26 protein-coding genes and 1 other annotated feature are annotated in these 23,469 nt (G+C 51.4%); of the genes, 17 read left to right on the forward strand and 9 right to left on the reverse strand.

Annotation, left to right across the window (positions count from 1 at the left end; translation table 11 throughout):
* Window positions 1–1,071, reverse strand: a complete 1,071-nt coding sequence (gene cbrA, locus FEK46_RS07050; RefSeq protein WP_135490535.1) for a colicin M resistance lipid reductase CbrA — start codon at window positions 1,069–1,071, stop codon at window positions 1–3.
* A 100-nt stretch (window positions 1,072–1,171) separates the two neighbouring features.
* On the opposite strand from cbrA, the gene FEK46_RS07055 reads away from it, so the two are divergent.
* Window positions 1,172–2,386 (forward strand): DUF3748 domain-containing protein, encoded by a 1,215-nt coding sequence (locus FEK46_RS07055; protein ID WP_205714088.1) that lies wholly within the window; start codon window positions 1,172–1,174, stop codon window positions 2,384–2,386.
* 1 nt (window position 2,387) lies between these two features.
* Here the strand turns inward: FEK46_RS07055 and FEK46_RS07060 are convergent, their stop codons facing one another.
* Complete coding sequence (locus tag FEK46_RS07060) at window positions 2,388–2,720, reverse strand: YceK/YidQ family lipoprotein (protein ID WP_130206784.1); 333 nt, start codon at window positions 2,718–2,720, stop codon at window positions 2,388–2,390.
* A 238-nt stretch (window positions 2,721–2,958) separates the two neighbouring features.
* Window positions 2,959–3,031: a sequence feature (ROSE (Repression Of Heat Shock gene Expression) occurs in the 5'-region of heat shock genes and acts as an RNA thermometer to modulate expression.), on the forward strand.
* On the opposite strand from FEK46_RS07060, the gene ibpA reads away from it, so the two are divergent.
* From ibpA to FEK46_RS07075, 3 genes are all read left to right on the forward strand, one after another.
* A complete protein-coding gene (gene ibpA, locus FEK46_RS07065; protein ID WP_001243437.1) occupies window positions 3,025–3,438 on the forward strand; it encodes a small heat shock chaperone IbpA in 414 nt (137 codons plus the stop codon). It overlaps the preceding feature by 7 nt.
* Window positions 3,439–3,548: 110 nt before the next feature.
* Complete coding sequence (gene ibpB / locus FEK46_RS07070) at window positions 3,549–3,977, forward strand: small heat shock chaperone IbpB (protein ID WP_001243426.1); 429 nt, start codon at window positions 3,549–3,551, stop codon at window positions 3,975–3,977.
* Window positions 3,978–4,172: 195 nt separating this feature from the next.
* Window positions 4,173–5,834: a putative transporter gene (locus FEK46_RS07075; RefSeq protein WP_130206782.1), complete on the forward strand. Its 1,662-nt coding sequence runs from the start codon at window positions 4,173–4,175 to the stop codon at window positions 5,832–5,834.
* Window positions 5,835–5,911: 77 nt separating this feature from the next.
* Here FEK46_RS07075 and yidI read toward each other — a convergent pair whose 3' ends face one another.
* Complete coding sequence (yidI, locus tag FEK46_RS07080; RefSeq protein WP_130206780.1) at window positions 5,912–6,361, reverse strand: protein YidI; 450 nt, start codon at window positions 6,359–6,361, stop codon at window positions 5,912–5,914.
* 108 nt (window positions 6,362–6,469) lie between these two features.
* Between yidI and FEK46_RS07085 the strand changes: the two genes are divergently transcribed.
* The 3 genes from FEK46_RS07085 to FEK46_RS07095 are packed head-to-tail and all read left to right on the forward strand — an operon-like array spanning window position 6,470 to window position 7,663.
* Window positions 6,470–6,817, forward strand: coding sequence for a YidH family protein (locus FEK46_RS07085; protein WP_000703955.1), 348 nt, complete (start codon window positions 6,470–6,472; stop codon window positions 6,815–6,817).
* A complete protein-coding gene (locus FEK46_RS07090; RefSeq protein WP_130206779.1) occupies window positions 6,807–7,169 on the forward strand; it encodes a DUF202 domain-containing protein in 363 nt (120 codons plus the stop codon). The genes FEK46_RS07085 and FEK46_RS07090 overlap by 11 nt, the downstream gene beginning before the upstream one ends.
* Window positions 7,166–7,663 carry a radical SAM protein gene (locus FEK46_RS07095; protein WP_130261105.1) on the forward strand — a complete coding sequence of 166 codons (498 nt, stop codon included), beginning with the start codon at window positions 7,166–7,168 and terminating at the stop codon, window positions 7,661–7,663. Before FEK46_RS07090 ends, FEK46_RS07095 begins: the two co-directional genes overlap by 4 nt.
* 7 nt (window positions 7,664–7,670) lie before the next feature.
* Here the strand turns inward: FEK46_RS07095 and emrD are convergent, their stop codons facing one another.
* Together emrD and tisB are read right to left on the reverse strand one after the other, a co-directional pair.
* Entirely contained in the window at window positions 7,671–8,855 is a 1,185-nt protein-coding gene (gene emrD / locus FEK46_RS07100; RefSeq protein WP_130206777.1) for a multidrug efflux MFS transporter EmrD, read from the reverse strand.
* 296 nt (window positions 8,856–9,151) lie between these two features.
* Window positions 9,152–9,241 carry a type I toxin-antitoxin system toxin TisB gene (gene tisB / locus FEK46_RS07105; RefSeq protein ID WP_135408417.1) on the reverse strand — a complete coding sequence of 30 codons (90 nt, stop codon included), beginning with the start codon at window positions 9,239–9,241 and terminating at the stop codon, window positions 9,152–9,154.
* A 564-nt stretch (window positions 9,242–9,805) separates the two neighbouring features.
* Here tisB and ivbL point away from each other — a divergent pair.
* The 7 genes from ivbL (at window position 9,806) to uhpT (ending at window position 17,086) form a co-directional block, all read left to right on the forward strand.
* Entirely contained in the window at window positions 9,806–9,904 is a 99-nt protein-coding gene (gene ivbL / locus FEK46_RS07110) for an ilvB operon leader peptide IvbL (RefSeq protein ID WP_001300753.1), read from the forward strand.
* Window positions 9,905–10,009: 105 nt separating this feature from the next.
* Entirely contained in the window at window positions 10,010–11,698 is a 1,689-nt protein-coding gene (ilvB, locus tag FEK46_RS07115; protein ID WP_135560323.1) for an acetolactate synthase large subunit, read from the forward strand.
* Window positions 11,699–11,701: 3 nt separating this feature from the next.
* Entirely contained in the window at window positions 11,702–11,992 is a 291-nt protein-coding gene (gene ilvN, locus FEK46_RS07120; RefSeq protein ID WP_104920000.1) for an acetolactate synthase small subunit, read from the forward strand.
* A 72-nt stretch (window positions 11,993–12,064) separates the two neighbouring features.
* Complete coding sequence (uhpA, locus tag FEK46_RS07125; protein WP_000633668.1) at window positions 12,065–12,655, forward strand: transcriptional regulator UhpA; 591 nt, start codon at window positions 12,065–12,067, stop codon at window positions 12,653–12,655.
* A complete protein-coding gene (gene uhpB, locus FEK46_RS07130; RefSeq protein ID WP_131161589.1) occupies window positions 12,655–14,163 on the forward strand; it encodes a signal transduction histidine-protein kinase/phosphatase UhpB in 1,509 nt (502 codons plus the stop codon). The genes uhpA and uhpB overlap by 1 nt, the downstream gene beginning before the upstream one ends.
* A gap of 9 nt (window positions 14,164–14,172) precedes the next feature.
* Window positions 14,173–15,492: an MFS transporter family glucose-6-phosphate receptor UhpC gene (gene uhpC / locus FEK46_RS07135; protein ID WP_135560339.1), complete on the forward strand. Its 1,320-nt coding sequence runs from the start codon at window positions 14,173–14,175 to the stop codon at window positions 15,490–15,492.
* A gap of 202 nt (window positions 15,493–15,694) precedes the next feature.
* Window positions 15,695–17,086 (forward strand): hexose-6-phosphate:phosphate antiporter, encoded by a 1,392-nt coding sequence (uhpT, locus tag FEK46_RS07140; RefSeq protein WP_130206773.1) that lies wholly within the window; start codon window positions 15,695–15,697, stop codon window positions 17,084–17,086.
* 46 nt (window positions 17,087–17,132) lie between these two features.
* On the opposite strand, the gene adeD is transcribed toward uhpT, so the two are convergent.
* Complete coding sequence (gene adeD, locus FEK46_RS07145) at window positions 17,133–18,899, reverse strand: adenine deaminase (RefSeq protein ID WP_135560322.1); 1,767 nt, start codon at window positions 18,897–18,899, stop codon at window positions 17,133–17,135.
* Window positions 18,900–19,073: 174 nt separating this feature from the next.
* Between adeD and adeQ the strand changes: the two genes are divergently transcribed.
* Window positions 19,074–20,408, forward strand: coding sequence for an adenine permease AdeQ (gene adeQ, locus FEK46_RS07150; protein ID WP_016159934.1), 1,335 nt, complete (start codon window positions 19,074–19,076; stop codon window positions 20,406–20,408).
* Window positions 20,409–20,460: 52 nt separating this feature from the next.
* Window positions 20,461–20,913 (forward strand): DUF1198 domain-containing protein, encoded by a 453-nt coding sequence (locus FEK46_RS07155; protein ID WP_131161525.1) that lies wholly within the window; start codon window positions 20,461–20,463, stop codon window positions 20,911–20,913.
* Between the two features lie 122 nt (window positions 20,914–21,035).
* On the opposite strand, the gene FEK46_RS07160 is transcribed toward FEK46_RS07155, so the two are convergent.
* Both FEK46_RS07160 and FEK46_RS07165 read right to left on the reverse strand, forming a co-directional pair.
* The gene (locus tag FEK46_RS07160) at window positions 21,036–21,359 is read right to left on the reverse strand and encodes a DNA-binding transcriptional regulator (protein WP_135560321.1); all 324 of its coding nucleotides are present in this window, start codon (window positions 21,357–21,359) and stop codon (window positions 21,036–21,038) included.
* Window positions 21,343–21,696, reverse strand: a complete 354-nt coding sequence (locus tag FEK46_RS07165; protein WP_130206759.1) for a type II toxin-antitoxin system RelE/ParE family toxin — start codon at window positions 21,694–21,696, stop codon at window positions 21,343–21,345. The genes FEK46_RS07160 and FEK46_RS07165 overlap by 17 nt, the downstream gene beginning before the upstream one ends.
* A gap of 233 nt (window positions 21,697–21,929) precedes the next feature.
* Between FEK46_RS07165 and nepI the strand changes: the two genes are divergently transcribed.
* The gene (gene nepI, locus FEK46_RS07175) at window positions 21,930–23,120 is read left to right on the forward strand and encodes a purine ribonucleoside efflux pump NepI (protein ID WP_130206755.1); all 1,191 of its coding nucleotides are present in this window, start codon (window positions 21,930–21,932) and stop codon (window positions 23,118–23,120) included.
* A 40-nt stretch (window positions 23,121–23,160) separates the two neighbouring features.
* On the opposite strand, the gene yicS is transcribed toward nepI, so the two are convergent.
* Window positions 23,161–23,454 (reverse strand): protein YicS, encoded by a 294-nt coding sequence (yicS, locus tag FEK46_RS07180; protein ID WP_064526021.1) that lies wholly within the window; start codon window positions 23,452–23,454, stop codon window positions 23,161–23,163.
* Window positions 23,455–23,469 lie beyond the last annotated feature (15 nt).

Below are 23,469 nucleotides of genomic sequence, written 5' to 3' on the forward strand. Positions count from 1 at the left end.
TTATCCATTATTCAAATTAGACGGAATATGCGCCACACCACTGCGCATAATCCACTTTCTTAAAGCCGGTGCGGTCAGGCATCGGCTTTTGACTATCTTGCCGAAGAGTTTTAAACGCAGTTTGCGGGTGGCGCGCCAGTAGGCGGCGTTGCTCTTCTCCGGCTGTTTCAGTAACACCGAACGCAGAATGTCTGCGCTATCCAGCGCATAGCTTATCCCCTCCAGTGAGCTGGCGCTGATAAATCCCGCTGCTTCACCAATCAGAAAGGCGTTGTCCTTACCGCAGACAAAATCCTGCCAGCGTGAGGGAAACAGCACCGTGCATTTTTCGCTTTTCACCGCCTTACCAAACTGGAACTGAAAGGCGCTCATTTTCTCTTTCAGCGCCGTGAAACGTGTCTGACCGTCTTTCATCGGATAGGCGCCGCCAAAGATAAAATAACCATCTTTGCTAATACTCCATGAGTAACAGTCAGTTATCGCATTATCAAAGATGCAGGAGTAGAACGGCACCGGATGTTTCTCTGCGAACCACTGCTGGATAGCGACATATTTACGAATTTGATGGTCCGGGTAGAGATGTCGCCGTACCATCGAGTTGGCACCATCGGCACCGACCAGATAGCGGGCGGTAATATGCTGCTCCCAGCCGTCTGCGCGAAAAATGACATGCCATTTATCATCCTCACGCCAGATTTTTCGGCACAGGCTATCGTGGTAAACCTCAACGCTGGCGGGGATCAGCGATTTCATCCACAAGTCGAAAGCATGGCGATTAATATTGATATAGCTTCGCTGGTAGTTACGCGTGAGCGATGCGGCGACGTCGACGGTTTTGACGCTGAAAATCTGCGGATTAGCGATCACATCGACAGGAAGCGTCAGTCCATCGCGAATAAAAGATCGCTGCGCGTCCGGTGCCAGCAGACCGCCACAAGGTTTGCTGAAACCTTCTGTACCATGCTGGTGCTTTTTATCCAGCGCGATCACCTGCATTTTGCCTGCTAACTTTCGCGCCAACGCCGACCCTGCCGGGCCGAGGCCAATAATCGCCACGTCAAAATGTTCCATCTTTTCACTCACATTCATCACGATGGCAAAAGACTAATGTCTGAAAGTGAAGTCCTTGTGAAGTATGATGGCGGGAACCGTTTTGTATCAGGACCGAGCCATGAAACAGATAACCTTTGCTCCCCGTAATCACCTGCTCACCAATACCAATACCTGGACGCCCGACAGCCAGTGGCTGGTATTTGACGTGCGTCCTTCTGGCGCGTCGTTTACCGGTGAAACCATTGAGCGTGTGAATATCCATACCGGCGAGGTCGAGGTTATCTACTGCGCGTCACAGGGCGCGCACGTCGGCGTGGTGACCGTTCATCCGAAGTCAGAGAAGTATATCTTCATCCACGGCCCTGAAAATCCTGATGAAACATGGCATTACGATTTCCATCACCGTCGCGGCGTGGTTGTTGAAGACGGCAAGGTGAGCAATCTCGATGCAATGGATATTACTGCTCCGTACACCCCAGGGGCGTTACGCGGCGGCAGTCATGTACATGTCTTTAGCCCAAACGGTGAAATGGTGAGTTTTACCTATAACGACCACGTGCTGCATGAACGCGATCCAGCGCTGGATTTGCGAAACGTCGGGGTGGCAGCGCCGTTTGGTCCGGTCAATGTGCAAAAACAGCATCCGCGTGAATACAGCGGTAGCCACTGGTGCGTGCTGGTGAGTAAAACAACGCCCACGCCGCAGCCTGGCAGTGATGAAATCAATCGTGCTTATGAAGAAGGATGGGTAGGAAACCACGCTCTGGCGTTTATTGGCGATACGCTTTCGCAAAAGGGCGAGAAAGTGCCGGAGCTGTTTATTGTTGAATTGCCGCAAGATGAAATTGGCTGGAAAGCGGCAGGTGATGTGCCGTTAAGCGGAACGGAATCAACTCTGCCCGCGCCACCGCGTGGCGTCGTGCAGCGACGTTTAACCTTTACGCACCATCGTAATTACCCGGGGTTAGTCAACGTCCCGCGCCACTGGGTGCGGTGTAACCCACAAGGAACGCAAATCGCGTTTTTAATGCGTGATGATAACGGCATTGTGCAACTGTGGCTTATCTCGCCACAGGGCGGCGAACCGCGCCAGTTAACACATAACAAAACGGATATTCAGTCAGCATTCAACTGGCATCCATCGGGAGAATGGCTGGGCGTTGTGCTGGATAACCGTATTACCTGCGTACACGCGCAAAGCGGCGAAGTTGAGTATTTAACCGAAAATCACGCCAACTCACCTTCAGCGGACGCGGTGGTCTTCTCGCCGGATGGTCAATGGCTGGCGTGGATGGAAGCCGGCCAGTTGTGGATAACCAAAACTGGCCGCTAAATCAGTTCACGGGCATTCTGGCTGGTGGAATGACGGCATTGATGGCTTGCGCGTCGGCTTCGCTTTTTTCCACGCGCGAGCGCACTGAACTGTCTTTGCGGAACGCATCCCATGGCAGAAGTAGCGTATCCATGACTGCGGTAAATGGCATATCGAGAATTGCCAGCGATTTGGTTCCCCAGTTTGTTGTGTCATCACCAATCATGGTGGCACTGGCGCGGGTGCCGGGATACGTTCCCTCCTTCCCCCCGGTATGGGACATTACGCTGGAGCATCCTCCGAGTAACGTCATTCCGCTGCATATCATGAGCGCTAACAACACATTTCTTATCATAATAAATTCATCTGTTGATCGTGGGTGTTGGCATGATGTGTTATAGCGATCCCTTGCTGAAAATAACATCATCATCATGTCGCACTGTGGCGGCTATCGCACTTTAACGTTTCGTGCTGCCCCCCAGTCTATGCAATAGACCACAAACTGCAAAAAAAAGTCCGTCGAAAAGACTTGAAAAGTGCATATCCAGACCCATTTTTATACCGTAGCCAATGAGAACACGCCTGATGGGTGTTCTGGCTATCCGACCTGTCCATTGTGGAAGGTCTTACATTCTCGCTGATTTCAGGAGCTATTAATTATGCGTAACTTTGATTTATCCCCGCTTTACCGTTCTGCTATTGGATTTGATCGTTTGTTTAACCACTTAGAAAACAACCAGAGCCAGAGTAATGGCGGCTACCCTCCGTACAATGTTGAACTGGTAGACGAAAACCATTACCGCATTGCTATCGCGGTGGCTGGCTTTGCCGAAAGTGAACTGGAAATTACCGCCCAGGACAATCTGCTGGTAGTGAAAGGTGCTCACGCCGACGAACAAAAAGAGCGCACCTATCTGTACCAGGGCATCGCTGAACGCAACTTTGAACGTAAATTCCAGTTAGCTGAGAACATTCATGTTCGTGGCGCTAACCTGGTGAACGGTCTGCTGTATATCGATCTCGAACGCGTGATTCCTGAAGCGAAAAAACCGCGCCGTATCGAAATCAACTAATTCTCTAAGGCCGCAGTGCGCGGCCTGACATTTGATGCTCGCCGTCAGGGAGCATATGCGAATCTTCGGATTTGCAGGTACTTACTCGCTTCTTAGAAGGAGAAATGACTATGCGTAACTTCGATTTATCCCCACTGATGCGTCAATGGATCGGTTTTGACAAACTGGCCAACGCACTGCAAAACGCCGGTGAAAGCCAGAGCTTCCCGCCGTACAACATTGAGAAAAGCGACGATAACCACTACCGCATTACCCTTGCGCTGGCAGGTTTTCGTCAGGAAGATTTAGATATTCAACTGGAAGGAACGCGCCTGAGCGTAAAAGGCACGCCGGAGCAGCCAAAAGAAGAGAAGAAATGGCTGCATCAAGGGCTTATGAATCAGCCGTTTAGCCTGAGCTTTACGCTGGCTGAAAATATGGAAGTCTCTGGCGCAACCTTCGTTAATGGTTTACTGCATATTGATTTAATTCGTAATGAGCCTGAACCCATCGCAGCGCAGCGTATCGCTATCAGCGAACGTCCCGCGTTAAATAGCTAATTAGCTATTCTCTTTGCCCCGCCAGTTTGGTGGGGCTTTTTTTGCCTGCAATCTTCAACAATGTTTTAATTTTCGCCAATTTAAGATGTTCCGGCACTTTCTTTACCGTGATAATGTGCGCCATAAGGCAAATCTGCTTCACCGATTCAGCCATAATCCGTAGCAATTAAAATGTTATTTCAAGAGAAATGGACGATGAGTGATATAGCATTAACGGTCAGTATTCTGGCTTTGGTGGCGGTCGTCGGGTTGTTTATCGGCAACGTCAAGTTTCGCGGTGTTGGATTGGGCATTGGCGGCGTGCTGTTCGGTGGGATCATCGTCGGCCATTTTGTTTCACAGGCGGGGATGACATTAAGCAGCGACATGCTGCATGTTATCCAGGAATTTGGTCTGATCCTGTTCGTTTATACTATCGGTATTCAGGTGGGGCCGGGCTTCTTTGCCTCGTTGCGTGTCTCCGGATTACGCCTCAATTTGTTTGCTGTTTTGGTTGTCATCCTCGGTGGTCTGGTCACCGCCATCCTGCATAAACTTTTCGATATTCCACTTCCCGTGGTACTGGGGATTTTCTCCGGCGCGGTCACCAATACACCAGCGCTGGGTGCAGGTCAGCAGATCTTACGCGACCTGGGGACACCGATGGAGATGGTCGATCAGATGGGGATGAGCTATGCGATGGCGTATCCATTTGGGATTTGCGGCATTTTGTTCACTATGTGGATGCTGCGGGTTATTTTCCGCGTCAATGTTGAGACTGAGGCGTTGCAACACGAGTCTACGCGGACTAACGGTAGCGTGCTGATCAGGACCATTAACATCCGTGTTGATAACCCTAACTTACATAATTTAGCGATTAAAGATGTACCGATTCTCAATGGCGATAAAGTTATCTGCTCGCGATTGAAACGAGAGGAAACCCTCAAAGTACCTTCTCCGGAAACCATTATTCAGTTGGGCGATTTGCTTCATCTGGTGGGGCAGCCTGCGGATTTACATAATGCGCAATTGGTGATTGGTCAGGAAGTGGATACCTCGCTGTCGACGAAAGGCACCGATCTGCGCGTCGAACGCGTGGTGGTCACCAATGAGAATGTGCTTGGTAAACGTATTCGCGACCTGCACTTTAAGGAGCGCTATGACGTCGTTATTTCGCGCCTGAACCGTGCTGGCGTTGAATTAGTTGCAAGTAGCGATATTAGCCTGCAATTTGGCGATATTCTCAACCTGGTTGGACGCCCGTCCGCGATTGATGCCGTTGCTAATGTATTAGGTAATGCGCAGCAAAAATTGCAACAGGTACAAATGTTACCGGTGTTTATTGGTATTGGGCTTGGCGTATTGTTGGGTTCCATTCCGGTGTTTGTGCCTGGATTCCCGGCTGCGTTGAAGTTGGGGCTGGCGGGTGGTCCGCTGATTATGGCGCTGATCCTCGGGCGTATCGGCAGCATTGGTAAGCTTTACTGGTTTATGCCGCCAAGTGCCAACCTGGCGCTGCGCGAACTGGGTATCGTACTGTTTCTCTCGGTAGTTGGCCTGAAATCCGGCGGCGATTTTATCCATACACTGGTGGATGGCGAAGGGTTAAGCTGGATAGGCTATGGCGCATTGATTACTGCAATTCCGCTGATCACGGCTGGCATTCTGGCGCGGATGTTAGTCAAAATGAATTATCTCACGATGTGCGGGATGCTCGCGGGTTCAATGACCGATCCTCCGGCACTGGCGTTTGCCAATAATCTTCATCCTACCAGTGGCGCAGCAGCGCTCTCTTACGCCACGGTGTATCCGTTAGTTATGTTCCTGCGCATTATCACACCACAGTTACTGGCGGTGCTTTTCTGGAGTATCGGCTAACGCTTTTCCGGGTGGAGTCGCCATAAATGGTTCTCCACCTGGCATTCACAATGCATTTCTGAACATTACCGCGTTGCTTAAACCAGTGAACCGCCGGTCAGGAAGGAAAAGATAAGGAATATCAGCAAAATGCTGCACACGATGCCGATACCAAAAAGCAAGGTATGGAAAGCCAGCGTCCCGCCGCCAAATACCAGTGCGCCTCGAATGCCCCAGCGATTTTCCTTACGCATACCGCCAACAAATGCGCAGAGTAGCGCGGCAATGGCCAGTGCGATACCGCCTTGATCGAGGATTTTATCGACATCAACCGTCTCTTTTTTCTCTACCGTAGTAATTTTTTCACCTTTTATTCCGGCGAGAAGACCTCTTTTAATTTCAGCCGTTTTGTCCGCCACGATGCTTTCCAGCGTTGGTGGTGGCGCGGCAAAAGGGCCGAATGAAAAGTGGATAATACCCATCAATAAAGCGATGGCACCGAACAGCATGCCCAGTGAACTGCTTTTATTTTGCGCTATGATACCCATCAGACCTCCTTGTAGTGGATGGCAAAAGCATATCAGGAAACGGGTGGACGAAATTCTTAAAAATAACCGCTAAAGGCAGAGCGTTAGTGAAAGTGCAAAGGAGCAACAATGAAAATTTCCCGCCTTGGAGAAGCGCCTGATTACCGCTTTTCGTTGGCTAATGAACGTACATTTCTGGCATGGATCCGTACCGCATTGGGATTTCTGGCGGCGGGCGTCGGGTTGGATCAACTTGCGCCAGACTTCGCCACGCCCGTCATTCGTGAGCTGCTGGCGTTATTGTTATGCCTGTTTTCCGGCGGATTAGCGATGTATGGCTATCTGCGCTGGTTACGCAATGAAAAAGCGATGCGTCTGAAAGAGGACTTACCCTATACCAACAGCTTATTAATCATCAGCTTAATATTGATGATCGTAGCGGTAATAGTCATGGGGCTGGTGCTGTATGCCGGATAGTCGCAAAGCCAGACGCATTGCTGATCCCGGACTTCAGCCAGAACGGACATCGTTGGCGTGGTTTCGCACCATGCTGGGTTATGGCGCGCTGATGGCGCTGGCAATTAAACACAACTGGCATCAGGCCGGCGCGTTGTTCTGGATTTCTATTGGCATCCTCGCCATTGTGGCATTAATACTTTGGCGCTATACCCGTAATCGTAATTTAATGGATGTGACTAATAGTGATTTTTCTCAATTTAACGTCATCCGTGACAAATTTATGATCTCCCTCGCGGTGTTATCTCTTGCAATACTGTTTGCTGTAACGCATATACATCAACTAATCGTATTGATTGAGAGAGTCGCATGACAGGAAGTCAGGTTGTAAATGCTGAAGAGGACAGGCATAAACTGGTTGTAGAGTATAAAGATGCGCTACAACCTGCCGATTTTTATCAGAATTTCAAACAGCGGGGTCTTCGCTCCGTGCAACTTATTCCCCATATAGAATTTGATGACCGGGGCGAGTTGACAGCTTCTTCGGTGACAGCTGAACTGTGGGGGCAATTTTTAATCGCTCTGTTCGAGCGTTGGGTGCGTGCAGATATTGGTCGTATATCAGTCGAACTTTTTGACGCCACGCTGCAAAAATGGTGTGGGAGCGAAAACGTACAACTTCGGCGGGAGTGTCAGGTGTGCGACTGGCGTCGCTTGTGCCGGCATTCCCAGGAGGATTCTCCTGGCAACGTGCTTTGTGTTGGCTATCAAGCTTTTTATTCCCACTCTGCGCCGCACATGCGGGTGATGCGTGACCTGATAAAGCAGCATCGTTCTCCTATGGAGTTGATGACGATGCTGCGATGACGTGAGCTTAAACAGGCTGCCCCTGATGTGACATCCGCGTCGCCAGCGGTAGCCAGCACAGCACGATCAACAACCCCATTAAGGTCATCAACAACCCCAGGCTGCCCTGACCGGTTTGCGGCAGCATCGCGGAGAGCGACGCCAACACGCCGGAACCAATGTTTTGCAGGCCGCCGACCAGCGCACCAGCCGTGCCAGCAAGGAAGGGGAATGGCTCCATTGCGCCGCTGGTTGCCAGCGGAAACAGCATCCCGGCACCGAAAAAGAACAGCGCGGCGGGAACGAGCAACGTCCAGACATTCATCACGCTAAACCAGCCGGGGATCCACATCATCATTCCTGCCAACAGGCAACAGATAACCGACTGCCACATTAACGTAGAGAAACGTTTATTCGGTCGACCAGCAAACCATGCGCCGAAGAATGCCGCTGGAATTGGCAGAATAAACAAAATACTGACTGTCATACTGCTCAACCCTAACACTGCCCCCATCAACACACCGGAACAGGCTTCGAAAGCGGCAATCCCTGCCAGACCACCAATTAACATCAGCAAATAGCAGTTAAAGCTGCCATTGCCAAAGAGTGTTTTATAACTGGTGAGCAGGCGCGTACGCGGCGCATCGACAGGGCGTGTTTCCGGCATCCAGCGCGCCATGCTGAACGTCACACTGGCACAAAGCACCAGTAAAAACAGATAACAGGCCCGCCAGCTCCACAGGGTATTCAGCAGGCCGCCAATGAGTGGTGCGAGCAACGGACTTACGAGAATCCCCATATTTAACATGCTATTAGCGTGACGAAGCTGTGTCCGTTCATATAAATCACGCGGCAATGTACGCGCCATTACGCCGCCGACCCCGGTCCCCATCCCCTGAATCGCACTGGCGGCAATTAACACCGTCAGGCTGGAAGTGGTGACTGCCACCAGTGTCGCCAACATAAAAATGGACATTCCGACGAGGATCACCGGGCGGCGTCCCACTCTGTCGGAAATTGGGCCATAAAATAGTTGTGAGATACCGTAGGTCAGCAGATAAGCGCCCATTACGCTCTGCACCGCCCCTTCACGGACGTTGAGATCTTGTGCCATATCGGCAATAGCAGGAATATAAATAGTTTGTGCCATCTGACCGACGGCCACGAGTAATACCAACATCAATAATAAATTGACGTTTCTATGCCTTTTCATTATCACGGACGCTTTTAAAAATATATTTAGAATAAGTTACTACGCATTCGAATAAATGCAGGAGAGGAATCTATCACATTGATAAATGTTAGCCAGATATATATACGGAATGATGAATAACAAAACGGCAGAAAATATAAACAACAGCGGCAATAAATGTTGCCGGAAGGGACTTTAGCTTAAATAAATACTGTAGGTCGGAAAGATGTGTCAGCATCGCATACGACACCAATCTGCCAGCAGAATATGAAAGGGGAGCGGTTTCCCGCTCCCCTTTAGTGCGGCTTGAATCTGAATCACTTCGGGTATTTCAGAACAGCATCAAGCAGTTGCAGTGCAGCAACAATGAGTTTGAGGATAAGAATGGCAATATCCACCAGGCTCATACGCGTCTCCTGTGGTTCAGGAGCACTGCCAGCTGACGTACCTTTCCGCTGCCTGTTGCCAGCTGTTGCGCACGCAGCTTCTTCAGAAGAAACGTTGTGCTTGTTGACATAACACAGTGTGCTCACGCGGGGTTAAGGCGCTGACGGCACCACCCGTTTCAGCCAGGACTTAGTGCGCCGGGTAACGATGCGACCCCGCATAACACATTGCGTACAGTGATATTATAGAATTATACTGTACAAATAAACAGTAAAAATTAGACAAAATCCAAACTGTGATCGATACTCAATTATGCGCTAAATAAGTCAAAATTCGTGCCGAAATTGCGCGTTCTACGCGGAACACGTATACTTTCAGTGTTGACATAACACAGTGTGCTTTGCGGTTACCAGCCGCGGGCGGCTGACAAAACCTCGCTCCGGCGGGGTTTTTTTGTTACCAGCATTTCAGTACAAAATGTGATCAACCCCCCAATTATTCCTTGATGAAAAATTTTCCATTGTCTCCCCTGTAAAGCTGTGCTTGTATAAATATTGTTAAACACAAAACCAACAAGGTCCCCAATGACTACTTCCATGCTCAACGCAAAACTACTACCAACTGCGCCATCCGCCGCAGTGGTCGTCGTGCGTGTGGTGGTGGTCGTCGGCAATGCGCCGTAGGGACTGGAACAACACACGATTCCAAAACCCCGCCGGCGCAAACCGGGCGGGGTTTTTCGTTTAAACACCTCCCGGAAAGTCGGCCCAGAAGAAAAGGACTGGAGCATGGCAAGTTCGGGCACACCATCGACACGTAAGCGTTTTACCGGCGCAGAATTTATCGTTCATTTCCTGGAACAGCAGGGGATTAAGATTGTGACGGGGATTCCGGGCGGTTCGATTCTCCCTGTTTACGACGCCTTAAGCCAAAGCACGCAAATCCGCCATATTCTGGCCCGTCATGAACAGGGCGCGGGCTTTATCGCCCAGGGAATGGCGCGCACCGACGGCAAACCGGCGGTCTGTATGGCCTGTAGCGGGCCGGGTGCGACTAACCTGGTGACTGCCATTGCCGATGCGCGGCTGGACTCCATTCCGCTGATTTGCATCACCGGCCAGGTTCCCGCCTCGATGATCGGCACCGACGCCTTCCAGGAAGTGGACACCTACGGCATCTCTATCCCCATCACCAAACACAACTATCTGGTCAGACATATCGAAGAACTCCCGCAGGTCATGAGCGATGCCTTCCGCATTGCGCAATCAGGCCGCCCTGGCCCGGTGTGGATAGACATTCCTAAGGATGTACAAACGGCGGTTTTTGAAATTGAAGAACAGCTCGCGGCAGCAGAAAAAGCCGCCGCGCCCGCCTTTAGCGAAGAGAGTATCCGTGACGCTGCGGCAATGATTAACGCCGCCAAACGCCCGGTGCTTTATCTGGGGGGCGGTGTCATTAACGCGCCCGCGCGGGTGCGTGAACTGGCTGAGAAAGCGCAGCTGCCCACCACCATGACCTTAATGGCGCTGGGCATGTTGCCAAAAGCACATCCGCTGTCGCTGGGCATGCTGGGGATGCACGGCGTGCGCAGCACCAACTATATCTTGCAGGAGGCGGACCTGCTGATTGTTCTCGGTGCGCGTTTTGATGACCGGGCAATTGGCAAAACGGAAGAGTTCTGCCCGAACGCCAAAATTATTCATGTGGATATCGACCGCGCGGAGCTGGGTAAAGTTAAGCAACCGCACGTGGCGATTCAGGCGGATGTTGATGATGTGCTGGCGCAGCTGATCCCGCAGGTGGAAGCCCAGCCGCGTGCAGAGTGGCACCAGTTGGTGGCGGATTTGCAGCGCGAGTTCCCGTGTCCAATCCCGAAAGCGTGCGATCCATTAACACATTACGGGCTGATTAATGCCGTTGCCGCCTGTGTCGATGACAACGCGATTATCACCACCGACGTGGGTCAGCATCAGATGTGGACGGCGCAGGCTTATCCGCTCAATCGACCACGTCAGTGGCTGACTTCTGGTGGGCTGGGAACGATGGGCTTCGGTTTACCCGCAGCGATCGGTGCGGCGCTGGCTAACCCAGATCGCAAAGTGTTGTGTTTCTCCGGCGACGGTAGCCTGATGATGAATATTCAGGAGATGGCGACCGCCAGTGAAAACCAGCTGGATGTCAAAATCATCCTGATGAATAACGAAGCACTGGGGCTGGTGCATCAGCAACAGAGTCTGTTCTACAAGCAGGGTGTTTTTGCGGCCACCTATCCGGGAAAAATCAATTTTATGCAAATCGCTGCCGGGTTCGGCCTCGAAACCTGTGATTTGAATAATGAAACCGATCCGCAGGCGGCATTACAGGAAATTATCAATCGCCCTGGTCCGGCGCTGATCCACGTACGCATTGATGCTGAAGAAAAAGTGTACCCAATGGTGCCGCCAGGCGCGGCAAATACTGAAATGGTGGGGGAATAAGCCATGCAAAACACAACTCATGACAACGTGATTCTGGAACTCACCGTTCGCAACCATCCCGGAGTAATGACCCACGTTTGTGGGCTTTTTGCCCGTCGTGCTTTTAACGTCGAAGGCATTCTTTGTCTGCCGATTCAGAACAGCGACAAAAGCCACATCTGGCTACTGGTCAATGACGATCAGCGACTGGAACAAATGATAAGCCAGATAGACAAACTGGAGGATGTGGTGAAAGTGCAGCGTAATCAGTCCGACCCGACAATGTTTAACAAGATAGCCGTATTTTTTCAGTAACCGCTCAAGGCTTGAACAGTGGCGCGCTTATCGTTAAGGTAAGCGCGTTTTTTTACCCGCCAGGACAAGACCATGATAACCGTTGCTCTTATAGACGATCACCTTATCGTCCGCTCCGGCTTTGCGCAGCTGCTGGGGCTGGAACCTGATTTGCAGGTAGTTGCCGAGTTTGGTTCCGGGCGCGAGGCGCTGGCGGGGCTGCCGGGGCGCGGTGTGCAGGTGTGTATTTGCGATATCTCCATGCCCGATATCTCCGGTCTGGAGCTGCTAAGCCAGTTACCGAAAGGTATGGCGACAATTATGCTCTCCGTTCACGACAGTCCGGCGCTGGTTGAACAGGCGCTTAACGCGGGGGCGCGCGGCTTTCTCTCTAAACGCTGTAGCCCGGACGAGCTGATCGCTGCCGTGCATACGGTTGCAACTGGCGGCTGTTATCTGACGCCGGATATCGCGATTAAACTGGCATCGGGCCGTCAGGACCCGCTAACCAAACGCGAACGCCAGGTGGCAGAAAAACTGGCGCAAGGGATGGCGGTGAAAGAGATTGCCGCCGAACTGGGGTTGTCGCCAAAAACTGTGCATGTACATCGTGCCAATCTGATGGAAAAACTGGGCGTCAGCAACGACGTTGAACTGGCGCGGCGCATGTTTGATGGCTGGTGATGAAGACATTTTTCTCCCGCTTAAATACTGTAGTTTCCTGCTTTTTTATCTTCTCTGCCGCATGGTTTTGCCTGTGGAGTATCAGCCTGCACCTGGTTGTACGACCGGATCTGGCGGTATTGCTGTTTCCGTTCGGTCTGCGACTGGGGCTGATGTTGCAATGCCCGCGCAGATACTGGCTGGTGCTGATGGGCGCAGAATGGCTGCTGATTTACTGGCTGACGCAGGCGGTTGGGTTAACGCATGATCCGTTATTGATGATCGGTAGTTTGCTGACGTTACTTCCTGTGGCGTTGATTTCCCGTTATCGCCACCAGCGCGACTGGCGCACGTTGCTGTTACAGGGCGCGGCACTGACGGCGGCGGCGTTATTACAGTCATCACCCTGGCTTTGGCATGGGTACGGAAACGAGCCCTGGAACGCCCTACTGATGACCTTAACCGGCGGCCTGACGCTGGCCCCCATTTGCCTGGTGTTCTGGCACTATCTGGCGAATAACACCTGGCTGCCGCTGGGGCCATCGCTGGTTTCCCAGCCGATCAACTGGCGTGGGCGGCATCTGGTCTGGTATTTGCTGTTGTTTGTTATCAGCCTGTGGTTGCAACTGGGGCTGCCGAACGAACTCTCGCGCTTTACCCCGTTTTGTCTGGCGCTGCCGATTATCGCCCTGGCCTGGCATTATGGCTGGCAAGGGGCGCTGATTGCGACGCTGATGAACGCCATCGCGCTGATCGCCAGTCAGACCTGGCGCGATCATCCGGTCGATTTATTGCTTTCGCTGCTGGTGCAAAGCCTCACTGGCCTGTTACTGGGCGCAGGCATCCAGCGGTTGCGTGAACTTAACCAGTCGCTACAAAAGGAACTGGCACGTAATCAACATCTTGCCGAGCGGTTGCTTGAAACCGAAGAGAGTGTGCGTCGCGACGTAGCGCGTGAACTGCACGATGATATCGGCCAGACCATCACTGCCATTCGTACTCAGGCTGGCATTGTCCAGCGGCTGGCGGCGGATAACGCCAGTGTGAAACAGAGCGGACAGCTCATCGAACAATTGTCGCTGGGCGTTTACGACGCGGTTCGCCGCTTGTTAGGGCGGTTACGTCCGCGCCAGTTGGATGATCTGACCCTGGAGCAGGCCATCCGTTCATTGATGCGGGAAATGGAGCTGGAAGGGCGCGGCATTGTCAGTCATCTCGAATGGCGGATAGATGAATCAGCGCTAAGTGAAAACCAGCGCGTAACCCTATTTCGTATCTGTCAGGAGGGGCTGAACAACATTGTGAAACATGCAGATGCCAGTGCGGTTATCCTGCAAGGCTGGCAGCAGGATGAGCGTTTAATGCTGGTGATTGAAGACGATGGTAGTGGTCTGCCGCCAGGTTCCGGGCAGCAAGGTTTTGGCTTGACCGGAATGCGCGAGCGCGTAACGGCGCTGGGCGGCACATTGACCATTTCCTGCCTGCACGGCACGCGTGTCAGCGTTTCTCTACCTCAACGTTATGTTTAAGGCTTGATGATGTTGCCGTTTCTGAAAGCACCTGCCGACGCACCGCTGATCAGCGATAAAAGTGAAATTGATGCTCGCTACCGCTACTGGCGTCGGCATATTTTGCTGACCATCTGGCTGGGCTATGCGCTGTTTTACTTCACGCGTAAAAGTTTTAACGCCGCCGTACCAGAAATCCTTGCCAACGGCGTGCTCAGCCGTAGCGATATCGGCCTGTTAGCAACGCTGTTTTACATTACCTACGGCGTATCGAAATTTGTCTCCGGCATTGTCAGTGACCGCTCTAATGCCCGCTATTTTATGGGGATTGGGCTTATCGCCACTGGCATCATCAACATTCTGTTTGGCTTCTCCACCTCGTTGTGGGCGTTTGCCGTGTTGTGGGTGCTGAACGCCTTTTTCCAGGGCTGGGGTTCGCCGGTTTGTGCGCGTCTGTTGACTGCCTGGTATTCTCGTACCGAGCGCGGCGGTTGGTGGGCGCTATGGAATACGGCGCATAACGTCGGCGGTGCGCTCATTCCCATTGTGATGGCAGCGAGCGCGCTGCATTACGGCTGGCGTGCCGGGATGATGATTGCCGGTTGTATGGCGATAGTCGTGGGGATTTTTCTTTGTTGGCGGCTGCGCGATCGCCCGCAGGCGTTAGGTTTACCGGCGGTCGGAGAATGGCGGCACGATGCGCTGGAAATCGCCCAACAACAAGAAGGGGCGGGGCTGACGCGTAAAGAGATCCTCACCAAATATGTGTTGTTGAATCCGTATATCTGGCTGCTTTCGTTCTGTTATGTGCTGGTCTATGTGGTTCGTGCGGCGATCAACGACTGGGGCAACCTGTATATGTCCGAGACGCTGGGCGTCGATCTGGTCACGGCGAATACGGCAGTAACGATGTTTGAACTGGGCGGGTTTATCGGTGCGCTGGTAGCCGGTTGGGGCTCGGACAAACTGTTTAACGGCAACCGTGGGCCGATGAATTTGATTTTTGCTGCGGGGATTTTGCTCTCCGTTGGCTCGCTGTGGTTGATGCCATTTGCCAGCTACGTGATGCAGGCAACCTGCTTCTTCACCATTGGTTTTTTTGTCTTTGGCCCGCAGATGTTAATTGGTATGGCGGCGGCAGAGTGTTCTCACAAAGAGGCGGCAGGTGCGGCGACGGGGTTTGTCGGCTTGTTTGCTTATCTGGGGGCGTCGCTTGCCGGTTGGCCGCTGGCGAAAGTGCTGGATACCTGGCACTGGAGTGGTTTTTTCGTGATTATCGCCATTGCTGCCGGGGTTTCGGCACTGTTGTTACTGCCCTTTTTGAACGCCCAGGCACCACGCGAAGCGTGATGCATCTCACTTTTCTACCTCATATCCGGCAAAACTAAGAAATTTTCCTGGTTTTGCCTGGACGCTATCTCAAGCCTGATTTGCTGCAGGTTTTTACAATGCCATCATTCGTTAATTCTTTCTCAAAATAATTCAAGTTGCAGGAACGCGAGCAGCTAAGGCACCTGCGGCCTGAAGTATGAAGGGAAATCAGGAGTAACCCATGCTGGCTTTCTTAAACCAGGTTCGCAAGCCGACCCTGGATCTTCCGCTCGAAGTGCGGCGTAAAATGTGGTTCAAACCGTTCATGCAATCCTATCTGGTGGTCTTTATTGGCTACCTGACGATGTACCTGATTCGCAAGAACTTCAACATCGCACAGAACGACATGATCTCGACCTACGGGTTGAGCATGACGCAGCTGGGGATGATCGGCCTGGGCTTCTCCATCACTTACGGCGTGGGTAAAACGCTGGTTTCCTACTACGCCGACGGCAAAAATACCAAACAATTCCTGCCGTTCATGCTGATCTTGTCCGCTATTTGTATGCTGGGCTTCAGCGCCAGCATGGGCAGCGGCTCGGTTAGCCTGTTCCTGATGATTGCCTTCTACGCCTTAAGCGGTTTTTTCCAGAGCACTGGCGGTTCATGCAGTTACTCCACGATTACCAAATGGACGCCGCGTCGTAAGCGCGGGACCTTCCTCGGTTTCTGGAACATTTCCCACAACCTCGGCGGCGCGGGGGCGGCGGGTGTGGCGCTATTCGGCGCAAATTACCTGTTCGACGGTCACGTGATCGGCATGTTTATCTTCCCGTCGATTATCGCGTTGATTGTCGGTTTTATCGGTCTGCGTTACGGCAGCGACTCCCCTGAAGCGTATGGTCTTGGCAAAGCTGAAGAACTATTCGGTGAAGAGATCAGCGAAGAGGACAAAGAGACGGAATCCACCGACATGACCAAGTGGCAGATCTTTGTTGAATATGTTTTGAAAAACAAAGTGATCTGGCTGCTGTGCTTCGCCAACATCTTCCTGTACGTGGTACGCATTGGTATCGACCAGTGGTCAACCGTGTACGCTTTTCAGGAACTGAAACTTTCTAAATCGGTGGCGATTCAGGGCTTTACGCTATTTGAAGCCGGTGCTCTGGTTGGCACGCTGCTGTGGGGCTGGCTCTCTGACCTGGCGAACGGGCGCCGTGGCCTGGTGGCGTGTGTTGCACTGGCGCTGATTATCGCCACGCTTGGTGTGTATCAACACGCCAGCAACCAATATATCTATCTGGCTTCTCTCTTTGCATTAGGTTTCCTGGTATTTGGTCCGCAACTGTTGATTGGCGTAGCGGCTGTTGGCTTCGTACCGAAAAAAGCGATCGGCGCTGCCGATGGGATTAAAGGCACTTTCGCCTACCTGATTGGTGACAGCTTTGCCAAATTAGGTCTGGGAATGATTGCCGATGGTACGCCAGTGTTCGGCCTCACCGGCTGGGCAGGCACCTTCGCTGCACTGGATATCGCCGCTATTGGCTGTATCTGCCTGATGGCGATAGTCGCGGTGATGGAAGAACGAAAAATCCGCCGCGAGAAAAAAATTCAGCAGTTGACAGTGGCATAAACGTAACTGGTGACTTTTGCCCGGCATGACGCCGGGCTTTTTTTTATTATTCCGTGACTTCCAGTGTGGTGAAGGCAAACTTCTCGCCATCAAACAGCCCCTGACTGGTCAGTTTCAATGTGGGGATCACCGGCAGGGAAAGAAACGCCATCTGAATAAACGGTTCATCCGGTAACGGGCCACATTCACGGGCGGCGACTTTTAACGCGTCAATTTGCTCTGCCAGCGACTGCGCCGTGTCGGTGCTCATTAGCCCGGCAATGGGCAACGGTAGATGACTTTGTACCTGGCCGTTACGTACCACGCACAGCCCGCCGCCATCCTGAATCACCTGATTGACCGCCAGCGCCATCTCTTCTGCGCTACGACCGATCACCACAATATTATGGCTGTCATGGCTGACTGTCGCCGCCAGCGCGCCTTCATTCAGGCCAAAGCCGCCAAGCAAACCACAGGCCGGAGCCAGACGTTGCCCGTAACGCTCAAGTACGGCAATAAAGCACACATCATCGCGATCAAAACCATTTTCGCTGTAGACGCTGGAGCGGGAGTGCGTGATCAGTTCGTTATGGATGACATCAATGACGCGATAGCGTTTTCCCGGGGTAAATTGCAGGGCAAAGTCGCTGGCGGAAACTGGCTGGCGGGCAATGGTATTGCCATATGGCGGGGCGGATTGTGCCAGTCTCGCCGACTCTTCTGCCTGCAAGGTTTGTGCGTCAATCGGTTCGCCTTTCACCAGTACCTGTTGCACAGTGACTTTACGGGCGTCACTTAACAGGACAATGTCGGCCTGCTTGCCGGGAGCCAGTAAACCGAGATGATTCAGACCAAAATGGCGCGCCGTCGACCAGCTGGCTACGCGATATGCCACATGCAACGGCACATTGTGTTGTTCAATCAGGCGGCGAATTAAGGCGTCGATATGCCCTTCGTGAGCGATTTCCCACGGGTTACGGTCATCAGTACAAAGCATGCATTGTGGGCTGTTAAATTCGTTGATCAACGGAGCCAGCGCGTTGAGATTGCGGGCAGCGGACCCTTCGCGGATCATCAACGACATGCCGAGTTGTAATTTTCGGCGTCCTTCTTCCAGCTGATAACTTTCGTGGCAGTTTTCAATACCCGCGGCAATATAGGCGTTAAGTTCTTTACCGCTTAGACCGGGGCAGTGACCATCCAGAGTCAGATGGCGAAAGGCGTCCAGTTTATCGAGCAGCGCATTTTGTCCGCTAATTACGCCAGGGTAGTCCATCATTTCTGCAAGGCCGGTAACCTGCGGATGGTTGCGCCAGGCGAGCATCTGTTCGAGGGTAAAACTGGCACCGTTAACATCGCAGCCTTCCAGGGCGGGTACGCAAGAGCTGACCTGCAAATACTGGTTTTGCTTTGCCTGTTTGGCACAGCGAGCAAACCAGGCGAATCCGGCTTCGCCCATCACATTGACGATTTCATGAGGGTCGCAAATTACAGTTGTGAGGCCGCGTGGCAGGGTAGCTGTTTCAAAAGTGACCGGCGTCATCATGCTGGATTCAATATGCAGGTGAGCATCAATAAACCCCGGCACCGCCGTTGCGCCGCGGGCATCAATCCGCCGCAAAGCCTGAGCGTCGGCATATTCTTCGCCAACACCGGCAATGTAACGTCCTTTAATCACAATCGGGCCGGGAATTTCTCCGCCATTGATCAGATCCAGAATAACGACATTATCAATAATATAATCGGCAACAGCGTCGCCACGGGAAACAGCCAGCAAATCCTGGTATTCAGCTCGACTAATGTGATGAAATTTATGGTTAATACGATTATTCATATTTTTCTCATTTTGATTTTATCAATTTGATTATTATTTATCATAAAGAAACATCGCGTGATTATTAAAGAATATCCATTAATGTGCAATTGAAATGTGATAATTATCACTGAACCGTTGTTGTCATTTGTTTTACAAAAGCAAAGGATTAAATCTCCTCCAATGGACAAGAAAATGAATAATGATAATACCGATTACGTGAGTAATGAATCAGGGACGCTTTCTCGATTATTTAAACTGCCACAACATGGGACTACCGTCCGCACAGAATTGATTGCGGGGATGACCACTTTTTTAACTATGGTGTACATCGTTTTTGTTAACCCACAAATACTCGGTGCGGCACAAATGGACCCGAAAGTGGTGTTTGTCACCACTTGTTTGATTGCCGGTATCGGTAGTATTGCGATGGGGATATTTGCTAACTTGCCCGTGGCGCTGGCTCCGGCAATGGGGCTGAACGCCTTCTTTGCGTTCGTGGTTGTAGGGGCGATGGGCATCTCCTGGCAGACCGGAATGGGGGCGATATTCTGGGGGGCAATAGGGCTATTTTTGCTGACTCTTTTTCGTATCCGTTACTGGATGATCTCTAACATTCCGTTAAGTTTACGTATTGGTATCACCAGTGGTATCGGGCTATTTATTGCCTTAATGGGATTAAAAAATACCGGTGTTATTGTCGCCAATAAAGACACGCTGGTGATGATTGGTGATTTAAGTTCCCACGGCGTGTTGTTAGGTATTTTAGGGTTTTTTATTATAACCGTGTTGTCATCGCGTAATTTTCATGCGGCGGTGTTGGTTTCTATCGTCGTTACTTCCTGTTGTGGATTATTTTTCGGAGATGTTCATTTCAGCGGAATCTATTCTATTCCACCTGATATTAGCGGTGTTATTGGCGAGGTTGATTTGAGCGGGGCATTATCGCTTGAGCTTGCCGGTATCATTTTCTCCTTTATGTTGATCAACCTATTTGATTCATCAGGAACATTAATTGGTGTAACTGATAAAGCTGGCTTAATAGATAGTAACGGTAAATTCCCTAACATGAATAAGGCGCTATATGTTGATAGCGTGAGTTCGGTGGCTGGCGCGTTTATCGGAACTTCCTCTGTTACCGCCTATATTGAAAGTACTTCTGGCGTGGCGGTCGGCGGTCGCACGGGGCTGACTGCGGTTGTTGTTGGCGTTATGTTCCTGCTGGTTATGTTCTTCTCACCGCTGGTGGCGATGGTTCCACCTTACGCCACCGCCGGGGCCTTAATCTTCGTTGGCGTATTGATGACATCGAGCCTGGCACGCGTTAACTGGGATGATTTTACCGAATCGGTACCCGCATTTATCACCACAGTGATGATGCCCTTTACTTTCTCGATCACTGAAGGGATTGCGCTCGGCTTTATGTCTTACTGCATCATGAAAGTGTGCACCGGGCGCTGGCGCGATCTGAATCTGTGTGTGGTGGTTGTAGCGGCATTGTTTGCGCTGAAAATCATCCTGGTGGATTAGTATCTGATAAGCGTTTCCAGATATCATGAGTGCCGGTTACGCAGGAGAACTCATGATCTGGATAATGCTCGCTACGCTGGCGGTGGTGTTTGTGGTTGGTTTTCGGGTGCTGACATCCGGGGCCAGAAAAGCGATTCGCCGCCTCAGCGATCGGCTGAATATTGATGTTGTACCCGTTGAGTCAATGGTCGATCAAATGGGAAAGTCAGCCGGTGACGAATTTTTACGTTATCTGCATCGCCCGGATGAGTCGCACCTGCAAAATGCCGCGCAGGTGTTGCTTATCTGGCAGGTTGTCATTGTCGATGGCAGCGAACAGAACCTGCTGCAATGGCATCGGATTTTACAAAAAGCCCGCCTTGCCGCGCCGATTACCGATGCTCAGGTCAGGCTGGCGCTGGGTTTTCTGCGCGAAATAGAGCCTGAAATGCAGGAGATTCATGCATTCCAGATGCGCTACAACGCATTTTTTCAGCCTGCTGAGGGCGTTTACTGGCTGCATTAAAACGCTTGCCTGATGCGGCGCTGGCGCGTCTTATCAGGCCTACAGACCGAGTACGGATAAGGCGTTCACGCCGCATCCGCTATCGGATCTGACAGTAGACGGACGCATTCTCTACGTTCTATTTACAGCAGCACCTCTAGCCCGTGTTTTTGCACAATACTAAGTAGTTTTAATGATATGCCGCTGGGGCGTTTAGCGCCACTTTCCCATTTTTGTACAGTTGAAACGCTGGTATTGAGATAGTGAGCGAAGACGGGTTGACTCACTTTTAATTTTTCCCGTAGTGCTTTTATCTCAACAGGTTGTAAGTCTGGTACGCTGGTCAGGCAGGCTTTGTCAAAAGTACGCATTGTTTCGGCAGAAATGGCATCAACGCTGGACAATCCAGCAGCCGCGCTGTGAATGGCCTCAAATGCAGGGCTTTTGAATTTAGTTTTTGCAGTCATAGCAGATCTCTGTCAGTTCTTTACTGTTAATCATTGCTGTCAGTTGGGCTTTCGTCAGGAAGGCATAATGCTTTGCGAGTTCACGAAATCCAGACAGTTCCTGACTACTGATGTTCGACATATCCTGTTTTGCATATAAAAACGTGTAAAACCAATTGCTACCCCCTTTCGCCAGAATAATCGCACGCTCACGATTTTGGTGAAGGCGCTTTTTAAAAACGCCACCACCAAGCGCATCAGCTTTACCCTGATCTGTTTCTAAAATGGCCCGACATAACTCTTCATCTGTTATTGCATGAGACTTGGCTTCCCTTGCAAACCATTTGGTTTTAAACACACGCATATCGTTGATGTCCTGTTATTAAAGCATATCACTAAGTGCGATACTTTATCCCTTGTTTCCAACGAAATCGCGTCAATGCATATCACCTTGCCATATGATTTTTATTTCCTCGAGCAGCCTCGAATTTTTCCCACAACACTGTAAAAGTTGCAAAAACGTTAAATGTGTCACACATTTCAATGTTAAACTGATCGGCTTTTCCCCTGAAACATGCCACGGGTAACACCATGAGTGAATTTATTGCAGAAAACCGCGGCGCGGACGCCATTACCCGACCGAACTGGTCAGCCGTTTTCTCGGTGGCGTTTTGCGTCGCCTGTCTGATTATCGTTGAGTTTTTGCCCGTCAGTTTGTTGACGCCGATGGCGCACGATTTAGGCATTTCGGAAGGGGTTGCCGGGCAATCGGTGACCGTAACCGCTTTTGTGGCGATGTTTGCCAGTTTGTTTATTACCCAGACTATTCAGGCCACTGACCGCCGCTACGTTGTCATTCTGTTCGCTGTTTTGCTGACGCTTTCCTGCTTACTGGTTTCCTTTGCCAACTCATTCAGTCTGCTGTTAATCGGTCGCGCCTGTCTGGGGCTGGCACTGGGTGGATTCTGGGCGATGTCGGCGTCGCTGACCATGCGCCTGGTACCGCCTCGTACGGTGCCGAAGGCGCTGTCGGTGATCTTCGGCGCGGTGTCCATTGCGCTGGTAATTGCCGCGCCATTGGGCAGTTTTTTAGGCGAGCTTATCGGTTGGCGCAATGTCTTTAATGCGGCGGCGGTGATGGGCGTGCTGTGTATTATCTGGATTATCAAATCATTGCCTTCGCTGCCTGGCGAACCGTCACATCAGAAACAAAATACCTTTCGCCTGTTGCAGCGTCCGGGGGTGATGGCCGGGATGATCGCCATCTTTATGTCCTTTGCCGGGCAGTTTGCTTTTTTCACTTATATTCGCCCAGTGTATATGAATCTGGCGGGATTCGGCGTTGATGGCTTAACGCTGGTGCTGTTGAGTTTTGGTATCGCCAGTTTTGTTGGGACATCGCTTTCGTCGTTCATTCTCAAACGTTCGGTGAAACTGGCCTTAGCGGGCGCACCGTTTGTGCTCGCCCTGAGCGCGCTGGTACTGACGCTGTGGGGAAGCGATAAAATTGTTGCTACCGGTGTGGCGATTATCTGGGGGCTGACCTTTGCTTTAATTCCCGTTGGCTGGTCAACGTGGATCACTCGCTCATTGGCCGATCAGGCAGAAAAGGCTGGGTCTATTCAGGTGGCCGTTATTCAGCTTGCCAATACCTGCGGTGCGGCAATCGGCGGTTATGCGTTGGATAACATTGGTCTGACTTCGCCGCTGATGTTGTCCGGCACATTGATGTTACTGACTGCATTGTTGGTTACGGCAAAGGTGAAAATGAAGAAATCCTGATATCAGGTAAAGAAGCGTTGGTCAGTGGTTGTTGCCGTACTTACATATCCGGGCATTCTACCTTACCCAACGCTTCCCAATAATTGCTCTGATTATTACGTTCCATCGCCACGATGGCCTCGCGTATGTGTTGTTTATTGTTTTCATCTGACAACATTAACTTTTCCCACGCTTCATCTGACAACGATGCCTTTGGGGTGCAAATTTTCCGCAAATCCTCTAATACCGTATTTTTCTCTTTTGCGGACTGCAGTGAGCTAAAAGGCGACTCGGCGTATACGATGCCTGGCATAGCGAAAAAAGTGAAAATAAGCAGTAGCGTCGTTGGTTTCATGGATTCAACCTTTTA

Origin of the sequence: Escherichia sp. E4736 (assembly GCF_005781225.1) — a bacterium.
Classification (GTDB): Bacteria; Pseudomonadota; Gammaproteobacteria; order Enterobacterales; family Enterobacteriaceae; genus Escherichia.